The sequence below is a fragment of the Brevibacillus sp. B_LB10_24 genome, assembly GCF_046036945.1.
Classification (GTDB): domain Bacteria; phylum Bacillota; class Bacilli; order Brevibacillales; family Brevibacillaceae; genus Brevibacillus_C.
Genome location: NZ_JBJQOQ010000013.1, coordinates 1 through 19,953 on the forward strand (window position 1 = coordinate 1; position 19,953 = coordinate 19,953).

General features: G+C 55.9%; 18 protein-coding genes and 2 riboswitches. Of the genes, 11 read left to right on the plus strand and 7 right to left on the minus strand.

Annotated elements, in window-relative coordinates:
* The 3 genes from ACI7RC_RS13550 to mtnK form a co-directional block, all read right to left on the minus strand.
* Nucleotides 1-777: RNA-guided endonuclease InsQ/TnpB family protein (locus ACI7RC_RS13550; protein ID WP_408108761.1), on the minus strand; the 777-nt coding region annotated here is incomplete at its 3' end.
* A 449-nt stretch (nt 778-1,226) separates the two neighbouring features.
* Nucleotides 1,227-2,270, minus strand: a complete 1,044-nt coding sequence (gene mtnA, locus ACI7RC_RS13555) for an S-methyl-5-thioribose-1-phosphate isomerase (protein ID WP_408108762.1) — start codon at nt 2,268-2,270, stop codon at nt 1,227-1,229.
* Nucleotides 2,267-3,493: an S-methyl-5-thioribose kinase gene (gene mtnK / locus ACI7RC_RS13560; protein WP_408108763.1), complete on the minus strand. Its 1,227-nt coding sequence runs from the start codon at nt 3,491-3,493 to the stop codon at nt 2,267-2,269. The genes mtnA and mtnK overlap by 4 nt, the downstream gene beginning before the upstream one ends.
* 102 nt (nt 3,494-3,595) lie before the next feature.
* Nucleotides 3,596-3,721: riboswitch (SAM riboswitch) on the minus strand.
* Between the two features lie 181 nt (nt 3,722-3,902).
* Nucleotides 3,903-4,031, plus strand: a riboswitch (SAM riboswitch).
* A gap of 81 nt (nt 4,032-4,112) precedes the next feature.
* Here mtnK and ACI7RC_RS13565 point away from each other — a divergent pair.
* The 6 genes from ACI7RC_RS13565 to ACI7RC_RS13590 all read left to right on the plus strand — a co-directional run bounded on the left by ACI7RC_RS13565 (nt 4,113) and on the right by ACI7RC_RS13590 (nt 8,397).
* Nucleotides 4,113-5,327 (plus strand): 2,3-diketo-5-methylthiopentyl-1-phosphate enolase, encoded by a 1,215-nt coding sequence (locus ACI7RC_RS13565; RefSeq protein ID WP_408108764.1) that lies wholly within the window; start codon nt 4,113-4,115, stop codon nt 5,325-5,327.
* Nucleotides 5,324-6,001, plus strand: coding sequence for a 2-hydroxy-3-keto-5-methylthiopentenyl-1-phosphate phosphatase (locus ACI7RC_RS13570; RefSeq protein ID WP_408108765.1), 678 nt, complete (start codon nt 5,324-5,326; stop codon nt 5,999-6,001). The genes ACI7RC_RS13565 and ACI7RC_RS13570 overlap by 4 nt, the downstream gene beginning before the upstream one ends.
* On the plus strand, nt 5,998-6,660 hold the full coding sequence (locus ACI7RC_RS13575; protein ID WP_408108766.1) for a methylthioribulose 1-phosphate dehydratase: 663 nt from the start codon (nt 5,998-6,000) through the stop codon (nt 6,658-6,660). Before ACI7RC_RS13570 ends, ACI7RC_RS13575 begins: the two co-directional genes overlap by 4 nt.
* 26 nt (nt 6,661-6,686) lie before the next feature.
* Nucleotides 6,687-7,217 (plus strand): cupin domain-containing protein, encoded by a 531-nt coding sequence (locus tag ACI7RC_RS13580; protein WP_408108767.1) that lies wholly within the window; start codon nt 6,687-6,689, stop codon nt 7,215-7,217.
* 157 nt (nt 7,218-7,374) lie between these two features.
* Nucleotides 7,375-7,620, plus strand: coding sequence for a hypothetical protein (locus tag ACI7RC_RS13585; RefSeq protein ID WP_408108768.1), 246 nt, complete (start codon nt 7,375-7,377; stop codon nt 7,618-7,620).
* A 48-nt stretch (nt 7,621-7,668) separates the two neighbouring features.
* Complete coding sequence (locus ACI7RC_RS13590; RefSeq protein WP_408108769.1) at nt 7,669-8,397, plus strand: class F sortase; 729 nt, start codon at nt 7,669-7,671, stop codon at nt 8,395-8,397.
* A 19-nt stretch (nt 8,398-8,416) separates the two neighbouring features.
* On the opposite strand, the gene ACI7RC_RS13595 is transcribed toward ACI7RC_RS13590, so the two are convergent.
* The 4 genes from ACI7RC_RS13595 to ACI7RC_RS13610 form a co-directional block, all read right to left on the minus strand.
* On the minus strand, nt 8,417-10,198 hold the full coding sequence (locus ACI7RC_RS13595; protein ID WP_408108770.1) for an acyl-CoA dehydrogenase family protein: 1,782 nt from the start codon (nt 10,196-10,198) through the stop codon (nt 8,417-8,419).
* 28 nt (nt 10,199-10,226) lie between these two features.
* Nucleotides 10,227-11,405, minus strand: a complete 1,179-nt coding sequence (locus ACI7RC_RS13600) for an acetyl-CoA C-acetyltransferase (protein ID WP_408108771.1) — start codon at nt 11,403-11,405, stop codon at nt 10,227-10,229.
* Between the two features lie 23 nt (nt 11,406-11,428).
* Entirely contained in the window at nt 11,429-13,837 is a 2,409-nt protein-coding gene (locus ACI7RC_RS13605; protein ID WP_408108772.1) for a 3-hydroxyacyl-CoA dehydrogenase/enoyl-CoA hydratase family protein, read from the minus strand.
* A gap of 241 nt (nt 13,838-14,078) precedes the next feature.
* Complete coding sequence (locus ACI7RC_RS13610) at nt 14,079-14,495, minus strand: hypothetical protein (protein WP_408108773.1); 417 nt, start codon at nt 14,493-14,495, stop codon at nt 14,079-14,081.
* A 184-nt stretch (nt 14,496-14,679) separates the two neighbouring features.
* Between ACI7RC_RS13610 and ACI7RC_RS13615 the strand changes: the two genes are divergently transcribed.
* From ACI7RC_RS13615 to ACI7RC_RS13635, 5 genes are all read left to right on the plus strand, one after another.
* Complete coding sequence (locus ACI7RC_RS13615) at nt 14,680-15,393, plus strand: hypothetical protein (protein WP_408108774.1); 714 nt, start codon at nt 14,680-14,682, stop codon at nt 15,391-15,393.
* 377 nt (nt 15,394-15,770) lie between these two features.
* Nucleotides 15,771-16,874 (plus strand): glutamate 5-kinase, encoded by a 1,104-nt coding sequence (gene proB / locus ACI7RC_RS13620; RefSeq protein WP_408108775.1) that lies wholly within the window; start codon nt 15,771-15,773, stop codon nt 16,872-16,874.
* Between the two features lie 34 nt (nt 16,875-16,908).
* Nucleotides 16,909-18,183 (plus strand): glutamate-5-semialdehyde dehydrogenase, encoded by a 1,275-nt coding sequence (locus ACI7RC_RS13625; protein WP_408108776.1) that lies wholly within the window; start codon nt 16,909-16,911, stop codon nt 18,181-18,183.
* Between the two features lie 13 nt (nt 18,184-18,196).
* Nucleotides 18,197-19,045, plus strand: a complete 849-nt coding sequence (proC, locus tag ACI7RC_RS13630; RefSeq protein ID WP_408108777.1) for a pyrroline-5-carboxylate reductase — start codon at nt 18,197-18,199, stop codon at nt 19,043-19,045.
* Nucleotides 19,046-19,110: 65 nt separating this feature from the next.
* Nucleotides 19,111-19,935 carry a hypothetical protein gene (locus ACI7RC_RS13635; protein WP_408108778.1) on the plus strand — a complete coding sequence of 275 codons (825 nt, stop codon included), beginning with the start codon at nt 19,111-19,113 and terminating at the stop codon, nt 19,933-19,935.
* Nucleotides 19,936-19,953 lie beyond the last annotated feature (18 nt).

The window sequence follows — 19,953 nt, forward strand, 5'->3', positions numbered from 1 at the left end:
TTTGACGATGCGGTATGATTGTTTGTGCAAAAAATCCTTGCGCTGTTGCGCGACTTTTTGGTGGATTCTCGCAACCTTCCGTTTGGCTTTCTGCCGGTTGCGGGAACCGCGTTGTTTGCGGGATAGCCGCCGTTGGGCACGTCTCAACCGCTTTTCCGCTCTTCGCAGATACCGCGGGTTGTCCACCTTCGTCTCATCGGACAGCGCCGCAAAGGTACTCAGCCCTACGTCGATGCCCACCGCCGTTTCTATCGCCTGGCCTGCTTCCGCTGCCTCCGTTTTCACGCCGATGTTGGCCATCCACCCGTCCGCATACCGTTTCACATTGATTTGCGTCACATTCGTCCGGTCGAAAGGACGGTGTGCATGCATGCGGACAAAGCCGATTTTGGGCAGATAGACGAATCCGTCGCGGGCGAATGTCTTGCTTACCGCACCAGGCTGCGGGAACGTAAAGGAGAGGTACCGGTCGGTCGACTTGTAATGGGGAAAGCCCGCCTCCCCGCGAAAGAAACGCTGATAAGCATCATCCAGACGCCGCAGGCAGTCCTGGAGCACTTGTGAATGAACTTCCTTGTATGCGGGGAATTCCTTCTTGAAGGCGGGCAATTCATTCTGCTGCATGGCATAGGTGATGGTTTTGCCCTCTCGGTTGTAGGCGGTATCCCGTTGTTCCTTGGCTCGATTGTACAGCTTCCGGCACAAGTCCAACGTTCGAATCATGAGCTGTTCCTGTTCGGGAGTCGGATAGAGTCGAAACTGAAACGTAATCTGCACGAAGGACCACCACCTTAACGGGAACGTATATTCCTACTTTATCACAAAAACCTCCGTCAGTCGTCTCTCTCTTAGAAAATAAGACAACATTTTTTTGACGATGGACGACTCAGGCAATAGCCAAGTGCATGTAGGCTTCGCCTAACCAAGATTCATCCCCTACCTGCAGAGGAAGGGGACTTCTCTCGGAAACATGTTAAATTTCCAGCATATACTAAAAAGAGCCTTTGCTGCTCAAACAACAAAAGCTCTTTAAGGGAAGCTGTGGACACCCACAGCGCGCTAATGATCAGTCTTTCAAAGAAGCGAACCCACCGAGGCGGCCAACCTAAGCGGTGGGTTTTCGCTTGTTACGCTTGCGTTTCCACATGCGGAGAAGCTTCCAGTCTCTCTTTACTAGCCTTAGTGCCCCATGTCCTCCGCAGCGCGGAACATGGGGCACTCGCTTTTTATGTTCGCAGGCCGGCCAACTCTTCCGGCTTGTAGATCCCGGTCTCGGTCACGATCGCTGTGATCAGTCTGGCCGGGGTGACGTCAAAGGAGGGATTGTACACTTTGATCCCATCTGGCGCCACCTGCTTGCCCAACCCGTGGGTGATCTCTTCAGCCGGCCGCTCCTCGATCGGGATTTCCGCACCGGTCGGCGTGTCCAGATCGATCGAAGAAAACGGAGCCGCGACGTAGAAGGGGATGCCGTGAGCGTGGGCCAATACCGCTACGCCATACGTCCCGATCTTGTTGGCGACATCGCCGTTGGCTGCCACCCGGTCCGTTCCGACGATGACTGCCTGCACCCTTCCTTGAGCCATGACGGTTGCCGCCATATTGTCGCAGATCAGCGTCACATCGATCCCCGCGCTCTGCAGCTCGTAGGCGGTCAAGCGCGATCCCTGCAGGACGGGGCGTGTCTCGTCTGCGTACACCCGCAAATTCCAGCCCCGCTCCTTCGCCAGGTAAAACGGAGCCGTCGCCGTCCCGTAGGCGGCCGTTGCCAGCGAGCCGGCGTTGCAGTGGGTCAGGACCCCGATCCCGTCCTGCAGCAAGGTCAGCAGGTTCTCACCGATCGCGCGGCAGACGCGCTCATCCTCTTCCTGAATGGCCAGCGCCTCCGCCAGGACAGCCTGCTTGATCTCTTCGATCGGCTTGCCCTCTTCCTGCCTGACCCGCGCCTTTACCCGGTCTAAAGCCCAGAACAGATTGACCGCCGTCGGTCGGGAGGAGGCCAGATAGTCGGCTTGTTCTTCGACGTGCCGCCAAAAATCGCCAAAGTTCCCTGCCGTGCTCTCCCTGATGCCAAGGTAGAGTCCGTAAGCCGCAGCCATGCCGATGGCAGGCGCGCCCCGCACCTGCAGGTGGCGGATCGCCTCCCAAACTTGCTGTACCGTCGTCTGCTGCAAATAGACCTCTTCGACTGGTAAACGGGTCTGATCGAGGAGCCGCAGATGATCTCCCGCCCATTCCAGCGGCACCAAACGTTTTGCCGCACTACTCATAAGACTGCCTCCTGTCCAAACGCTGCCGTCACCCGGCATGCGAGATCGCTGATGTCAGTGCTGCCTTTTAACGAGCGGCGCTCCAGGATCAGAGCCTGCCCGATCGCCAGCGCCAGCCGCTCTGCATCGGCCCGGGCCGCATCGTCCTGAATGCTGTTCAGGTCGGCAACTCCGGCCAGCCCGATCACTCGGCGAAGCATCTTGCAGCCGGCATACCCTGCGCTGTCAGCCAGCAGGTTGACCACGTACTCCTGCCAGAATCCTTCTACATGGGCACTGCGCTCTTTTGCCTGGCGATGCCAGAGTTGCACAAATTGCGAGACGAATTCTTCCCAAACGTTTTCCGCCGTCTCCAGGAGGTATTTCCGGTACTCCTTGCGCTGTTCCTGATCGCTTTGCAAGCCGGACTGGGCGGCGTAATTGAGCAGCAGGTTGGCGATCACGGCACCGATGTCAAAGCCGATCGGCCCGTAGTAAGCAAACTCCGGATCGATCACCTTCGTGCTCGTTTCCGTGACGAAAATGCTGCCCGTGTGCAAATCGCCGTGCAGCAGCGCCTCCGCCTTCGTCAAGAAGCCGTACTTCAGATGGGCAATCTCCCGCTTTAATTCCGCGTTGTTCCAGATCGCTTCCACTTCCTTGCGGATCAGCGGGTTAAAATTGTTGGTTGGAGCATCTTCATAAGGATCAGTAAAGACCAAATCCTCCGTGATTTTGCACAATTCCGGATTGATAAACTTCCCTACCAGCGCTTTTTTCTCGAACGGGTCGCAGCCCAGGTCGGAAGTAAAAAACAGCGTATGGGCTATAAAACGTCCGATGTGCTTGGCAAACAGCGGATAGCGGTTGCCCGCGATCAGCCCTTGGCGCATGATCACGTGGTTGCTCAAATCCTCCATCACCGTCAGCGCCAACTCGCTGTCGTAGTGATAGACCAGCGGAACCAGCCCGGGTGCCAGCTTGTGCTGAATCTTCAAAGCTTCACTCTCAATCCGGGACCGGTCCAGCGTCAGCGGCCAAGACTCGCCGACGACTCGGGCATACGGCAGCGCTTGCTTGACGATCACACTCTTATCCGCTCGATCATCTCGGATGTGAAATACCAGGTTCAGGTTGCCGTCGCCAATCTCACGGCTTGTCAATGCGGCATTACGGTCAAATAGATCAGGCAAATTCCTGACGTATTCAACGGCTTCTTGTTCAGACAACGGACGATAAGCCATATCCTCTCTTGCTCCCTTCGGCTGATAATCAATCAAAAATGAAAAAAAACGACCTCTTCCCCGGAGAGAAGAGGTCGTTGTATCCAGTAGTCAACGTTATTCCCCTTATCTTCCAGAATTGTTTGTTTCTGCAGGATTTAGCACCGTGCATTGCGACTGTTGTGATCTGTCGAAATGTCGGTTGCCGGGTTTCATCGGGCCAGTCCCTCCACCGTCTCTGGATAAGGTCATCCAAGTCGTATGTGATTGTTAGTTGAATCTTACACAGTGGAGCAGCATCTGTCAAGATTCTTCCGCACGCATTTCAACTGGCAGCAGCGGGGCGGCAAACTCAGGCTTGACGCTTGCAGTTAAACGTCATATGATTTTACTAGCAACAGCGAAAGTGACAAACGTATACTTCCATAAACTCTTATCGCGAGATGGCTGAGGGACTGGCCCGATGATGCCCGGCAACCGGCGCGCTGCTTTTCATAAAGTGCGAAACGGTGCTAAATCCTGCAGAACCGCATGTGGTGCGGCTTCTGAGAGATGAGAGGAGAACGCTTGGAAACCCTGCCGCCTCTCCTCTCGTAGGCGGTTTTTTTATTGTCTTATATCCGAAAGGAGGCCTGCGCACGTGAATGAGGAACGCATCCTGGTCACCTACTTGACGCAAGCGAAAGATCTGGAAAAAAAGGCTGCTGCCATTGCTGTCGGCATGACCGTAGGCTCGTGGACCGACCTGCCCGCGGCCAAACAAGCGGAACTTCGCCCATATCTCGGCGAGCCGGCCGGCACCGAGCCGCTGTCCGTGCTTGAAAACGGCGAAACCCGCGGCCTGATCACCGTAAGCTACCCGGTTCGCAACTTTACCAAAGACATCCCCTCGCTCTTGACCGGTATATTCGGAAAGCTGTCGATGGACGGAAAAATCAAGCTGATCGACGTCCAGTTCCCGCCTTCCTTTACATCCGCCTTTCCCGGCCCCAAGTTCGGAATTGACGGACTGAGAGAGCTGACAAAGGTTCACGGACGGCCGCTCTTGATGAGCATTTTCAAATCGTGCCTGGGCCTTCCTTTTGACGACTTGAAAACGCAATTTCGCGCACAGGCGCTAGGCGGCGTCAACCTGATCAAGGACGATGAAATCTTCTTTGCCGACGACCGCGCCCCGTTCCTCGAACGCATATCCGCTTTCGGGCAAATCGCCAAAGAAGTCGAGGCAAAGACCGGCAAACCCGTTCTCTACGCTGCCAATCTGACCGGCCCGAGCCACCAGCTGCCGGAAAAGGCAAAGCGGGCGGTCGAAGCGGGAGCCACCTGCCTGTTGTTCAACGTGTTGGCATATGGCTTTGACGTGCTGCACCGCCTGGCTGCCGATCCCGACATCACCATCCCGATCATGTCCCATCCGGCATTGGCGGGAGCCTATTACCCTTCGCCCGACTACGGCATCGCCACGCCGCTTTTGCTGGGCAAACTGATGCGGCTGGCCGGCGCCGACCTGGTCTTGTTCCCGTCGCCGTACGGCAATGTCGCCCTGGATAAGTCGGATGCGCTCAAACTGGCAGACAGTCTGACGCAGCCGCATCAGACGTTGAAGCGTCCCTTCCCTGTGCCGTCTGCGGGGATTCATCCCGGCCTTGTGCCCCAGCTCTATGCCGATTTCGGCGTCGATCAAGTGGTCAACGCAGGCGGCGGTATTCACGGCCATCCGGGCGGTGCCACTGACGGAGCAAAAGCGTTCGTCGCGGCGATCGATGCTGCCGTCAGCGGAATTTCCCTCGAGGAAGCTGCCAGACATTCCGAACCGTTGGCGATCGCGCTAGAGAAGTGGGGTGGCGCCAAGTGAGCAAGCAAATTATCCTGTTCTGCGACTTTGACGGCACGATCACGGAAAAGGACAACATCGCTGCGATCATGCGCCGTTTTGCCCCGCCGGAAGCGGAACCCCTGATGCAAAAAATCCTGACGCAGCAGATGAGCATCAGAGAAGGAGTCGGCCAATTATTCGCCATGCTGCCTTCTGCTTTAAAAGATGAGATCGTTCAGTTTATCGTCAAAGACGCGAAGATTCGCCCAGGTTTTGAACAGTTCGTCCGTTTTTGCGACGAGGCGGGCATTGAGCTTTTGATCACCAGCGGCGGCATCGACTTTTTCGTCTACCCCATCCTCGCCCGCTTCCAGCTGGAAAATCGGATTTACTGCAACGGCAGCGATTTTTCGCAGGATCGGATCACGATTACCTGGCCGCACCGCTGTGATGAACACTGTTCCAACGACTGCGGCATGTGCAAAACAGCGATCATCCGCGGTTATGATTCCAAGCGTTATCAGCGCATCGTAATCGGAGACAGCATTACTGATCTGGCGGGGGCAAAAATCGCCGATTTTGTCATCGCCCGCTCTCTCTTAGAACAGAAATGCCAAGAGCTGGGCTTGCCTTACCAGCCGTTCGCGACGTTTTACGATGTGATTCATATTCTGCAAAACTTGCAAACAATTGAGGAGGTGAAACTGTCATGATGACAACGACTACTCTCGAACAGCGCACAGATGCTTTTCGGCGTCTGGACGAGGCGAAGCTGAACTTCGCCAAACGTGACTGGTTTCCCGGGACCAGCGGCAATCTCTCCATTCGATTGTCCGATCAACCGCTTCGTTTCGCGGTCACAGCCAGCGGCAAAGACAAGACCAAGCTGACAGCAGAGGATTACCTGATCGTCGACGGCGACGCCGTACCCGTGGAGCCTACTTCCTTGAAGCCGTCTGCGGAAACCCTGATCCACGCTGTGGTCTACAAGCGGATCCCGGAGGCTGGAGCCTGCTTTCACGTCCATACGCTGGGCAATAACCTGATCTCCGAGCTGTACTTTGGCCACCGGGCGTTTTCGATTCAAGGTCAGGAATTGATCAAGGGCCTCGGGATCTGGGAAGAAAATGCATCCATTACTGTTCCGATCGTGGAAAATTACGCTGACATTCCCAAACTGGCGGCTGCGATTGACAAAGTGATTACCGCGGAGGTTCCCGGCGTGTTAATCCGCAACCACGGCATTTACGCCTGGGGGAAAAACGATTTTGAAGCGAAGCGCCATTTGGAGTCGTTTGAATTTTTGTTTGAGTACCAACTGCGTTTGCTTCAGCTGCGCAGCGCCGTCGCTCCGGCACAGGCCAGCGTCTAACCAATCCATAAAGGAGGATGTAAAAAATGGCAAAGGTTCGTTTTCACGACACCAATGAGTACATCGAGGGCAGAGAAGCTGTCGAGAGCTTCCTCTCCTCCCAGGAAGTCATCTACGAACACTGGGGCGTTGACCGTCTGAATGACCGCCAGCGCAACGACTACGATCTAAGCGATGAGGAAAAGAACGAAATCGTCGAAGCGTTCCGCAAAGAGATTGACGACATCAGCACCCGCCGCGGATACACGACCGCCGACCTCATCATGCTTTCAGACAAGACGCCCAATTTAGACGAGTTGCTGAAGGTTTTCCTCGGCGAACACCACCACACTGACGACGAGGTTCGCTTTTGCGTTGACGGACATGGCATTTTCGCCATCAAAGGAAAAGATGGCCGCTATTTTGACGTTGAGCTCTCCGCCGGGGATTTGATTTCGGTTCCTTCCTACTACCGCCATTACTTCACCCTGATGGACGACCGCAAGATCAAGGCGATCCGCTTGTTCATCACACCGGCCGGCTGGCAGGCCATCTACGAAGAACCGTCCGTACAATAAGCCCGAATAAAACGCTGGAGTCTTGCAGAAGTGCACTTCTCCAGCGTTTTTTGTACCGCTTGCTGGATGGCCAAAAAGTCCCTTCATACACGCCGAAAACGGGGATAAGCTATATCTGCAAGGACAACAAATCAACAATGGAAAGGTGGTACCAACAGTGAAAAAGATTGTTTCGATCGCCCTTGCTGTTTGCTTTGTGTTCACCTCGGCTTCGGCATTTGCCGAACATCAACCTGGCCATCCAGGCAAGCACAATGTACAGACGAAGTCCACAAAAACCCATAAAATTCATACCAAAGCAAAAACCCACAAAATTCATACCAAAGCAAAGACCACCAAAAAGCTTCATATCAAGGAAGCTCCGGGAATGCCTAGCACCGGTCTGGGCGGAACGAGCAACTAAAAGAGGGATCTTCCCTCTTTTCCTACGTTTTATGGGGAAGCGTGAACAATGCTGAAACACTTGTGTCTCATCCTGGTGCTTGCCCTATTGGTTTTGCCGGGCTGCACTTCAGCGCCCCCGCCTTCAGCGGTTGAACAGCCACCGATTGAATACCAGCAGAGCCTGCCGGAAGCAGGCAGCGCAGCGGAACCGCCAGATATGGCACAGCCGGCTCCAGCACTCCCCATGGAGATGACTCAACCGGCTCCGACACCGCCTGTACAGATAGCGGCGCCCGAACCTCTTTCGAAAAAGCCGCCTGCTAAGCGAGTCGGAATCACCCCTGCCCGTCTGGAAATCCCGGCCATCAAACTCAACGCTCCCGTCGAGCCGGTCGGAGTATTGGAAAATGGGCAGATGGGCGTACCGAAGGCGTTTGATCGCGTCGGTATCCTCATGCCGTGGACAAAACCGGGAGAGAACGGAAGTGCGGTCATTGCAGGCCATCTGGATCACTATACGGGACCGGCCGTGTTTTACGGCCTGAAGAAGCTGAAGCCGGAGGACAAAGTGATTGTCTCAGATAAAAATGGCCGGAAATTAAACTTTGTCGTCAAGTCGGTGGAATTTTTTCCTGCTGCCAAGGCTCCGCGGCAGCGAGTATTCGGAGAGTCGGACACCCCCCGGCTGAATTTGATCACGTGTGCAGGCAAATTTAATAAAAAGACGCAGCAACATTCGCAGCGGTTGGTCGTATTTACCCAACTTGCCGAAGAACAAGAAAAAGCTGGGGAATAGTCCCCCAGCTTCACGTCATTTAGACTGCATACCCGTCTGCTTTGATCACCCGGTCGGCAATCGTTCGCTTCAAGTGAATGACATTCACCGGATTGCGGCGAGCCAGCTTTCTCAAAATGGACAGCCGCAGGCGCAACTCGTCTCCTTCCTCCATCGCCGCCAGCGCTTCCTTCGCCCACGCCTCCACCTTGTCAAACGCTTCGTGCACGAAGACGGTGGTCAGCTCCCATTTGTGCTGTTCCTTATCTGTACCGTTTATCCCAAAGGCCTTTTCTGTCCGCTTGACAACGCTGTCCATGGCATAAAGCTGGATAATCGTATCGGCGACAAGTGACAGCAGTTCCTGTTCTTTGGCAAGAGCCTGCTGGTATTTCCTCATGGCCGAACCGGCCACCATCAAGATGATTTTGCGGGTCATCGCCAACAGGTGCTTCTCAGCCGCCAGCGGCGCCTCTTCTACCTCTGCCGGATAGTATTGCAGCAGTTCCTCCTGCAGCCTGGCCGCCTCCGCGAGCAGCGGCAGCTCTCCCTTCATCGCTTTTTTGGCCAGCATGTCGGGTATCAGCAGGCGATTAATTTCATTGGTTCCTTCAAAAATACGGTTGATTCTGGAGTCGCGGTACATATGCTCGATCTCATACTCAGACATAAACCCGTAGCCGCCGTGAATCTGCAGACCTTCGTCCACGCAGTAGTCCAGCATTTCTGAGCCGAACACCTTGTTAATTGAGCACTCAATCGCATAATCGGCAATCGCCTTTGCCGCTTCGCCGCCGATTTCCGCTTTTTCCCCCAGCGCAGACATCGCGGAATCAAACAAGCCAACGGTGCGGTAGACGGAGCTTTCGGCGGCGTAGAGCTTGATCGCCATATTGGCCAACTTGTTTTGGATCAGAGGAAAATTGGCTATCGCGGTTTGGAATTGCTTCCGGCCTTTTGCGTATGTCGCCGCAAGCTGAAGGGCGTGCTTGGCTGATCCGACAGTCCCCAATGCCAGCTTGTAGCGTCCGATATTGAGGATGTTAAAGGCAATCACGTGCCCCCTGCCCGGCTCGCCCAAGAGATTTTCCACCGGCACCGGGACGTCCTGCAGGATGACGGTCCGCGTCGACGAGCCCTTGATCCCCATCTTCTTCTCTTCCTGCCCAAAGGAGACGCCGGGAAACGTCCGCTCGACGATAAACGCCGTAAACTGTTCGCCGTCGATCTTGGCGTAGACGATGAATACATCGGCAAAACCGCCGTTGGTAATCCACTGCTTTTCTCCGTTGAGAATGTAGTGTTTGCCGTCCGCGGAGAGGCGGGCCACCGTCTTGGCGCCGAGCGCATCAGACCCGGAGCCCGGTTCAGTCAGACAGTAGGCCGCCAAGCGGGCGCCTGAGGCCAGATCAGGCAGGTACCTGCGCTTTTGCTCTTCGCTGCCAAAGTAGACGATCGGCAGGGAACCAATGCCCACATGTGCCCCGTAGCTTATCGCAAAGCTGCGGGCGAGTGCAAATTTCTCCGTGATCAATGCCGAGCTTACCTTGTCCAGTCCCAGGCCTCCGTACGCTTCCGGCACGTCCGCGCCGAGCAGCCCCAGCTTTCCCGCTTCCTTCAACAATTGGACCGAGAGATCAAAATGCTGTTCCTCGATTTCATCCAGACGCGGGCGAACCTCGTGGATGATAAAATCCTCTGTCGTTTTGGCAATCATCCTATGTTCTTCGGAGATGTCCTCGGGTGTAAACACTTCCTCGCACGACCCGGTATCAATGAGAAAACTGCCGCCGCGAATCACGTTACTTTTCGTTTCCGCCATCTCATTCACTCTCCTTCACAAGAGACTGTCAAAGCAGTTCAAACACACCTGCCGCTCCCATGCCGCCGCCGATACACATCGTCACAACTCCGTATCTGCCGCCCTGCCGCCGAAGCTCCTGAAGCAGGGAAACAGTTAGTTTGGCGCCAGTGCAGCCGAGCGGATGTCCCAGGGCAATCGCTCCGCCGTTGACGTTTATCTTCGCCGGATCCAAGCCCAGTTCGCGGATCACAGCCAGAGACTGCGAGGCGAACGCTTCATTCAATTCAAACAGATCCACATCGGCAACAGATAATCCCGCCATCTTGAGCGCTTTGGGAATCGCCACGACTGGACCGATCCCCATGACGTCGGGATCGACGCCCCCTACCGTAAACGAGCGGAAGCGGGCAAGCGGTGCAATCCCCAGCTCAGCAGCTTTGTCGGCAGACATGACCATAACGGCTGCCGCTCCGTCACTCGTCTGCGAGGCGTTCCCCGCTGTAACTGTGCCCTGCGGGTGAAATACCGGCTTCAGCTTGGCTAATCCTTCCACAGTCGTGTCGTAGCGAACGCCTTCGTCTGTATCAAACTGAAATTCCTTTACATGCACCGCTCCATCGTCGTCGACGTGGTGCTGCTTTACCTGCAAAGGCACGATTTCTTCAGCAAATTTTCCTTCCCTGATTGCCGCCGCTGCCCGGCGATGGCTTTCCGCCGCGAAGGCATCCTGGTCTTCCCGGCTCACCTGATAGCGCCGCGCCACCTCTTCCGCCGTATGTCCCATGCCCATATACGCTTCGGGCATCGTCTCCACCAGCGTCGGATTCAGCGCCACTTTGTGCCCCAGCATCGGCAGCAGGCTCATGCTCTCCACTCCGCCGGCGACGATGACGTCAGCTCCGCCGGCGATGATCTGCTGTGCCGCGTAGGCGATCGTCTGCAGCCCGGAAGAACAAAACCGGTTAATCGTGATACCTGGCACAGACGTCGGCAATCCGGCGCGAAGCCCGATCAGGCGGGCCATATTCATGCCCTGCTCGGCCTCTGGAACCGCTGTCCCCATGATCACGTCCTCGATCAACGCCGGATCAAGAGCAGGCACCCGGCGCAGCAGGTCGCCGACTACAGCCGCTCCCATATCGACCGGGTGCACGTCCCTCAGGCTGCCCCGTTTTGCTTTGCCCACCGCGGTCCGCGCCCCGGCGACGATGACTGCTTCTCTCATGCTCTCTCCTCCTTGCAATCTGATCAGTTGCGCAGCGCCTTGCCCTTGGCCAGCATGTGCTGCATCCGCTGCTGCGATTTCTGCGTCTTGATCAAGTCCATAAATGCCTGTTTCTCCAACTCCAGGATGTACGCTTCACTCACTTCCGTACCGGCTGGCAGACTGCCTCCCGACATGACGTAGGCCAGCTTGCTGGCGATCAGCTCGTCATGTTCACTGATCAGCCCGCCGACCCGCATTGAGTACAGATTTTGCCGCAGGTTCGCGTAGCCGGTCTCGCCGATCACGCGGATTTTTCGCGGCTGGCGCGTCCTGTATCCGGCTTTGTCCATGGCCAGCACAGCCTGCTTGGCGTCGTAGAGCAGGTAATCGGGATGAATGCTGATGCCGTCAGTCGGACGCAGGTAGCCGAGCTGGACGGCCTCGTGGGCGCTCGTCGAGACTTTGGCCAGCGCAATCGTTTCAAAGGCCCTGACTACGAACGGGAAGGGATCGACGGGAAACGTTCCTCCCTGCGGAACGTTCTCCATGGCGCGAAACAGCATCTCCGCTGTGCCGCCGCCTGCCGGAATCAGTCCCACCCCGGCCTCAACCAGCCCCATATAGGTCTCGGCAGAAGCCTGTACGCGATCCGCCAGATAGCATAGTTCCACGCCCCCACCCAGTGTCATGCCGAACGGCGCGGCGACCACAGGACGTCCCATTTGCCTGAATGCCTGTTTCACCGCATGAAACTTTTTCACCAAAAGCTCCAGCTCCGGCCAGTTTTCGTCCTGTGCCTCGACCAGCGCCATCGCCAGGTTCATGCCGACGCAAAAATTCTTGCCCTGATTGCCGATGACCAGTCCGAGGAAGTCCTGCTTGACCACATCGATTGCTGTATTCGCCATGTGCAGGATGTCCATGCCCAAAGCGTTGTTCGGGGAGGTTAATTCCAGGCAGGCGACTCCGTCCCCTAAATCGATCAGCGCAGCCCCGGCGTTCTTCCTGATCAGTTTCCCCTGCTCTTTTAACGCTGCAAGGTTGATTATCTGCTTGTTCTCCTCGATCAAGGCGTATTTGCCGCTGATCGCAAAAGCTGCGATACGGCCGTCTGTGTACTCGTAAAAGCTGGTTTTCCCGCTTGCCAGCAGTTCTTCGACCAAGGGCGGGATCGCTTCCCCCTCCGCCCGCATCCGGGCGACCGACTTCTCGACGCCGAGGGCATCCCAGGTTTCAAACGGCCCCAGTTCCCAGCCGAAGCCCCACTTCATCGCCCGGTCGATGGCGACGATGTCGTCAGCGATTTCTCCCACTTTGGCAGCCGAGTAAAGCAGTACCTTTTTGAACAGGTTCCAAATAAACTGACTTCCTTTGTCGCTGCCCCAGGCCAGAGTCCTGAGCTTCTGCGGCAAGTCTTTGGACGATTTGGCCGCTGCCAGCGACGGAAAGTTCACCTTGACGCGCGGACGGTATTCCAGCGTCTGGTAGTCGATGGCCAAGATCTCTTTGCCTGCGGCTGTCTGTTCCTGTTTAAAGAAGCCTTGCCCGCTCTTTTGCCCGATCCAGCCCTTTTCCACCATACGCAAGATGAATTCGGGCACTTCAAAAACAGCTTGCTCCGCCGGATCGCCGCTTTTCTCCTGTACGTTGCGGGCGACGTGCACATACGTGTCCAGGCCGACGACATCCAGGGTGCGAAACGTAGCGCTTTTTGGCCGACCGATGACAGGACCGGTCAGGGCGTCTACCTCATCGACGGCAAGTCCCAGCCGGACCATTTCGTGAATCGACACTTGCAGGCCGTAGGTCCCGATGCGATTGGCAATAAAATTGGGCGTATCTTTGCAGAGGACCGTCCCTTTGCCCAGGACGGTTTCGCCAAACCGTTGCATGAAGCGGACAACGTCCGTGTCTGTCTCGCTGCCGGGAATAATTTCCAGAAGTTTCAGATAGCGGGGAGGATTAAAAAAGTGAGTGCCGAGAAAATGTTTGCGAAACTCGTCAGAACGCCCTTGGCACATCTCGTTGATGGAAACGCCCGAAGTATTGGAAGAGACGATCGCACCTGGTTTCCGGTAAGCCTCGACCGCAGAAAAAACTTGTTTTTTTACTTCCAGGTTCTCTACCACTGCTTCGATGATCCAGTCCGCCTCCGCCAAGAGAGAAAGGTGATCCTCCATATTGCCTACCGTTATCAGAGCGAGATTGGCCCTGTCGTAAAGCGGCGCCGGCTTGGCCTTGAGCAGCCTGTCTTTGCCTGATTGGGCAATCCTGTTTCGCACGGCAGGATGCTCCAGTGTCAGCCCCTTTTTCGCTTCCTCCGCCGTCAATCCGCCGGGGACGACATCCAATAAATACGTCGGAATCCCTGCATTTGCCAAATGGGCGGCAATCCCCGCTCCCATCACCCCGGAGCCGAGCACAGCGGCTTTGCGAATTTTGCGTTCCATCAAGTACCCTCCTTCTTTGCTTTCTCTCATCTTAAGCCTATGTTCTGTTCCCGCACCTCATGTGTTCGCAGCATTTTGAATGAATATTCATTCATTTTTGGTTAAAAAAAACACTCCACTGCCGTCTAGAGAAAAAGCCCCTCTGATTGCGTATTCGTGGAATGTTTTCGCTGCGTTGCAAGGAAATGAATATCTGTTCAGATTTATTCTAAAACATTTAAAATCCTGTTGCAATGCGAATTTACGTCTGCGGTACAAACGTGCCATCCCGCAGCATGGTCAGTTCTCCCAGGATAAAGGCGAGGTCTTCAGACTCCTCCATTTCGCCGCTTTCATCAAGAGCCTCGAGACGGCGCAGCAGGATGTTGGCAAAATCCTGGATTTGCACGGGATGCGCTTCCAGATCGGCTTCGTCAAGCACTTCAAAGCCGGTCATTGCCTCCAGATGCGTACTGATGTGAAACCCGCCGATTTCCCCGAGGTACTCGCGCTTGTTGAGCGGCGATTTTTGCAGTTTGCGCAGCATGCTGACGATGTCATTCGCATATGTGCTGGGAAATACCACTTGATAAAAATGGCGGTTCGCCGACTCCTCTGTTTTGATGATCAACATATCTATGCCATCCAGCTTTTTTGCCTTTTTGCCAATACCAAACATCAATACCACCTCATTGCCGAAATTGATCACACTTTATCCATCATAGTGGTAAAACCCCAAACAAACAACCCCTTCCTCCCGATTTGCCCGGCATATGACGACAGGAAAAAGTTAACGTGGTTATCCTGCCAGCCGCTTCACATGCTAAAAGCAGAAAATAGCCGACAGGTGTGAGGTGGAAAAGATGAGAAAGTGGCTGTTCATCCTCGCTTTGGCTGTCGCCGTATCAGGCTGCGGCGGACAGCAAGGCACGCAGAAGGCCAGCGAGAAAACGAAATCAACCCAGACAAAGAGCAAAGACACAAAAAACAAAGACACGAAAAACAAAGACTCTAAAAACAAAGCCAAAGGAACGAAAACCGCCGGCACGCAGAAGCCTGCTGCGAAAGATGACAAGAAACTGAAGACAACCGCAATCACCAATCTGGACAAGGACAAGTCCGAACTCGTCCTGTTCTTGAATAAAGCCGAACACGTCGTCCAGGACGTCCTCTACGCGGCAGCCGCGCTGCCAACCGGCAAGACGATTACAGAAGACGGTGTGCGCTACCGTCAGCTCCCGCCGGAGTACGACAGCAAGGAAAAGGTGATTGCGCATTTTTCCACGTTTTGGAGCCACCCGCTGGCCGTAAAAATGTACGACAACCTGACGACGCGGATGGAAAACGGAAAATTGTACATCGCCGCCCCGCAAGTCGATTATCCGGTCCTCATCTCCCTGCGCAATACGACGGCAAAAGTTGACCCGTCCGGCATTACTGCTGTGGTGCAAGGTGCAGCTCCGGCCAACTTTGCGGGAAACCAGTCGATTACCTACCACCTGGTTCGCGACCAAAAGACCGGGAACTATGAAATTGACAAGCGGACGGGCGAATACGGCCAAAGAATGTTCCGCTAAATGAATGCCCCCAGGGACTTGACATAATTATTCACCTGGGGGCATAATGATGTCTATATATAAATGGATATCAGTGAACGCGATGATGGGGAATAGTAAAACCGACGCGTCTGGTTTTAGAGAGCGAATTCCGGCGGCTGAAAGGATTCGCCCAGAAGTGGTTTGAACCCGTCCCGGAGCGGCTAGGGATGACCTAGAACAGGATCCTTTCCCCTGTTATCAAGGAAAGCGCCGCGGCATGGGCCCGGCGAAAAGCCGGACAGCTTTGTTTTTTTATCAGGCTGTCAAATAAGGTGGTACCGCGAAAGCAGACCCTTTCGTCCTTATGTGGATGAAAGGGTTTTTTTGTATATCCGGAATAGAAAGGTGAACCGTCAATGAAAAAGCGAATTGTGGTCAAGGTGGGCAGCAGTTCCCTCGCCTCTCCTCTGGGAGGATGCGATCCTGCAAAACTTTCCGCCATCGTTTCCAACATCTCCCGTCTGCATGCGGATGGACATGAAACTGTACTGGTTTCTTCCGGGGCGGTAGCCAGCGGGTACGCCCAGCTCGGTTACAAACAGCGGCCCCGTACACTGGCGGCCAAGCAGGCAGCCGCTGCCATCGGCCAAGGCATGTTGATGCAGCAGTACGCCGCCTTGTTTGGGCAAAACAACTGCACGGTTGCGCAAATTCTGCTGACGCGGGGGGATTTTTCCGATCAGGAACGCTATCGCCACGCTTTCCAGACTATCTCCCTGCTGCTGTCCCGCAAAGTCCTGCCGATCATCAACGAGAATGACACGGTTTCCGTCGCCGAATTGACGTTTGGCGACAACGACATGCTGGGCGCATTGGTCGCCGGCCTGGTCCACGCCGATCTCTACGTGATATTGACGGATACGGACGGCTTGTACGACAAAGACCCGCGCAAACACCCCGACGCCCGGCGGATTCCCTTTTTGCGGACCGTCACGGCAGAAGCGGAAGCGCTGGCGGGAAGCGCCGGGGCACTTGGGACAGGCGGCATGGCCTCCAAGCTGAAAGCGGCGAAAACTGCCCATTCCCTGGGCATCCCCTGCTTCATCGGCCGGGCAAACGGCGATGACGGCCTGCTGTCCATCCTGGCCGGCGAAGGCGTCGGAACGTATGTAGGCATGACCCAGGAACAGACGAAAAAGTGGAACGTCTCTACGCGAAAGCAGTGGATCGCCCTGCACTCCGCCGTCCACGGCAAACTGCACGTTGACAAGGGAGCTGCCGATGCCCTGCTCAACAAGAACAAAAGCCTGCTGGCAGCCGGCATCCAAAGCGTCGAAGGCTCGTTTTCGGCAGGGGAAGTCGTCGAGGTACTCTGCGGCGATGCGCTGATCGGCAGAGGGATCAGCCGCTACGGAGCAGAAGAGCTGCGCGAAGCACTGCCTTCATCGGAAGGAAACCGGCTTGAAGGCGAAGTGATCAATCGAGACTACTGGGTGACGCTGTTGGCAGTATCCAGTTAGAAAAATAGGAAGAAACCGGAGAGGAGTGTTTTACATGGACAAAGCACAAATACGCGAAGCAGTCGCACTTCAGGCGCAGGCGGCCAAGCAGGCGGCCCGGGACTGGGCATTGCTGCCTGGCGAACGGAAAAACGCCGCGCTCAGGGCCATTGGCGAGCAGCTTCTTACGGATGAAGCAGCCATTCTGGCTGCGAATGAACAGGATCTGCAAGCGGCTGAGGCAAGCGGCCAGCCGGCGAGCTATCTGGATCGGCTGCGGCTCAATCACGAACGGATCCTCGGCCTGGTGCAAAGTCTGGAGGAACTGGCTTCGCTGTCCGACCCGATCGGCAGCACCACGGCCAAGTGGGAGCGTCCCAACGGCCTTGTCATCCAGTCGGTGCGGGTGCCCCTCGGCGTGATCGGGATGGTTTACGAGGCTCGCCCCAACGTTACGGTTGATTCCGCAGCCATCGCGCTGAAGACGGGGAATGCAATCCTGCTCCGCGGCAGCCGCTCTGCCGCCCGGACAAACGTAGCGCTGGCGGCCAGCATCCGCACGGCCCTGCGCTCTCTCGATTTGCCCGAAGAAGCTGTGCAATACATCGCTATCGAACAGCATGAGTCAGTCGATGCGATGTGTACGTTGAACGGATTGATCGACGTAATCATTCCGCGCGGAGGTGCGGCATTGATCAACCGCGTCGTAAAGACATCGACTGTGCCCGTGCTGGAAACCGGGGTAGGCAACTGCCACATCTACGTAGACGAGTCCGCGAACGGTCAAATGGCCGAAGCGATTGCCGTCAATGCCAAGACGAGCCGGCCTTCTGTCTGCAATGCTGCCGAGAGTCTGCTGCTGCATCGTAAGTGGCCGCGTGAACAGCGGAAAGCTCTGCTCCGCTCCCTTTGGCAGGCCGGGGTAGAAATCCGCGCCTGCGAGATAACCAGAGAGGATTTCCCCGAGCTGCAAGAAATCCTGCAGCCCGCACAAGACGAAGACTGGGGCAGCGAGTACCTCGGCATGATCATCTCCGTCCGGACGGTCGAAAGCCTGGAAGAAGCCCTCGCCCACATCGCCAAATACGGAACCGGGCATTCGGAAGCGATCGTCACCGAAAACGACCAGGCTGCCAGACGCTTTCTCGCTGCAGTAGACGCCGCCGCCGTCTACCACAACGCTTCTACCCGTTTTACCGATGGCGGCGAATTCGGCTTCGGGGCGGAGATCGGGATCAGCACGCAAAAGATTCACGCACGCGGTCCGATGGGACTCGAGGCGCTGACCTCGATCAAGTATCAGATCCTGGGCACAGGACAAATACGCTAAAGGAGGAATCCAGATGCAAACCACCTCTTATGAAACCAAACTTCAAACGCTCCGCATCGGTTTCCTCGGTGCCGGATCGATTGTCGAAGCGATGATGGACGGCATGTTAAAAGAAGGACTCCTGCCCGCAGAGCAGATTTGGGTGACCAACCGCAGCAATGCGGAGCGCCTGTCCTACCTGCACGACCAGTACAACGTGTGTGCCGTAAACGACAAAGAACAACTGATTCGCTCGGTCGACCTCCTGATCCTGGGGATCAAGCCCGCCGATGCGGCGAAAGCCTGCCAAGAGCTGCGCGGTCTTGTCCGCCCGAACCAGCTGGTTATCTCCGTCGTCGCCGGTGTATCGACTGAATTGATCGGTTCCTGGCTGGGGACAGACTGTCCGGTCGTCCGGGCGATGCCGAGTACTTCTTCGGCTGTCGGACTATCGACCACAGGGATAGCTCCTGGCCGCTACGCCGACGAAACCCACCTCCAGCTGGCCCGCCTGCTCTTCTCCTCCATCGGCTACGTCCATATTGTGCCGGAGCAGGAGATCGACATCATCACGGGCCTGGCAGCCAGCGGCCCGGCTTTTATCTACTATCTTGTGGAGGCGATGGAGGGCGCCGGAGTGACCGCTGGCCTGTCCCCGGCTATGGCCCGGGAAATGACGGTGCAAACCCTGCACGGAGCCGCCCAAATGCTGATGCAGACGAAGACGGAACCTGCCGTGCTGCGGCAAAAGATTACCAGTCCCGGCGGTACAACCCAGGCCGGCCTGGAAGTGTTGAACCGATACGACTTCCAAAAAGCGGTCAGCTCCGCGATCCTGCGGGCGACAGAGCGTTCCCGCGAGCTGGGAGCCCAGCACGAATAGACTTGGCTTCCATTCTATGTGTGTTATGCTAGTGAGACACCGATTCGTGAGGAGAGGGCATGCATATGGAAGTGTACGCATTATACGGCTCCAGCGGAACAGGCAAAAGCTCGAGTGCGCTGGAGCTTGCCCACCGGCTGGAAATTGAGGCAATCATCGATGACGGCATCCTCATTTACCAGGGGCGAAAGGTGGCCGGTACTTCGGCCAAATACGAAAAAACGAAAATCCAGGCAGTGAAACGGGCGATCTTCTTCTACCCTGACCATACGGAGGAAGTAAAGCGGATCATGGGCCGGCTCCCGATATCTCGGCTGCTCGTCATCGGCACCTCCAAGCGGATGATTGAGCGTATCGTCACGACACTAGAACTGCCTGCTCCCGCCCGGTTCATCTCCATCGAGTCGATCAAACCGGCTCAAGAGATCAAAGCGGCCCGGTACATCCGGGAAACACAGGGAAAACACGTCATTCCCGTGCCGCGGGTCGAGGTGGAAAAGGACTTCTTCCAGCGAATTATCGCGTCTGCCCAGCAGATCTTCTCGACCCGAAAAGAAGTGATCGGCGAGACGACAATCGTGCAGCCTGCTTTTTCCGGCGGGCGCATTCAGGTGTACGAGCACGTGCTAAAAAAAATCGTCCAGGCGGCTTGTCTTCGCTTTACCGAAGTGGCGCAGGTACACAAATCGACCTATACGTTTCATGACCTGCCTCGCCTCTCGGTCAACCTGACGCTGTCCGTTCCCTTCGGCACGGCCATCCGTCCGATCGTCCGCCAGCTGCAGCAGGCCTTGTACGACGAACTTGACTACTGTTTGAATATCGCTCCGGCGTCGATCGACGTTACGATTCAATCTGTACAGATTGAGGCAAGTCTGACATCCAAATAGTTATCTTTCGTTTTAAGG

What these genes read in the sequence shown, in the direction of transcription:
- mtnA (WP_408108762.1), bottom strand. Translation starts at nt 2,270, where the DNA reads ATGAGTAGTGCGGCAAAACGTTTGGTGCCGCTGGAATGGGCGGGAGAT.
- mtnK (WP_408108763.1), bottom strand. Translation starts at nt 3,493, where the DNA reads ATGGCTTATCGTCCGTTGTCTGAACAAGAAGCCGTTGAATACGTCAGG.
- ACI7RC_RS13575 (WP_408108766.1), top strand. Translation starts at nt 5,998, where the DNA reads ATGATGACAACGACTACTCTCGAACAGCGCACAGATGCTTTTCGGCGT.
- ACI7RC_RS13580 (WP_408108767.1), top strand. Translation starts at nt 6,687, where the DNA reads ATGGCAAAGGTTCGTTTTCACGACACCAATGAGTACATCGAGGGCAGA.
- ACI7RC_RS13590 (WP_408108769.1), top strand. Translation starts at nt 7,669, where the DNA reads ATGCTGAAACACTTGTGTCTCATCCTGGTGCTTGCCCTATTGGTTTTG.
- ACI7RC_RS13595 (WP_408108770.1), bottom strand. Translation starts at nt 10,198, where the DNA reads ATGGCGGAAACGAAAAGTAACGTGATTCGCGGCGGCAGTTTTCTCATT.
- ACI7RC_RS13600 (WP_408108771.1), bottom strand. Translation starts at nt 11,405, where the DNA reads ATGAGAGAAGCAGTCATCGTCGCCGGGGCGCGGACCGCGGTGGGCAAA.
- ACI7RC_RS13605 (WP_408108772.1), bottom strand. Translation starts at nt 13,837, where the DNA reads ATGGAACGCAAAATTCGCAAAGCCGCTGTGCTCGGCTCCGGGGTGATG.
- ACI7RC_RS13610 (WP_408108773.1), bottom strand. Translation starts at nt 14,495, where the DNA reads ATGTTTGGTATTGGCAAAAAGGCAAAAAAGCTGGATGGCATAGATATG.
- ACI7RC_RS13615 (WP_408108774.1), top strand. Translation starts at nt 14,680, where the DNA reads ATGAGAAAGTGGCTGTTCATCCTCGCTTTGGCTGTCGCCGTATCAGGC.
- proB (WP_408108775.1), top strand. Translation starts at nt 15,771, where the DNA reads ATGAAAAAGCGAATTGTGGTCAAGGTGGGCAGCAGTTCCCTCGCCTCT.
- ACI7RC_RS13625 (WP_408108776.1), top strand. Translation starts at nt 16,909, where the DNA reads ATGGACAAAGCACAAATACGCGAAGCAGTCGCACTTCAGGCGCAGGCG.
- proC (WP_408108777.1), top strand. Translation starts at nt 18,197, where the DNA reads ATGCAAACCACCTCTTATGAAACCAAACTTCAAACGCTCCGCATCGGT.
- ACI7RC_RS13635 (WP_408108778.1), top strand. Translation starts at nt 19,111, where the DNA reads ATGGAAGTGTACGCATTATACGGCTCCAGCGGAACAGGCAAAAGCTCG.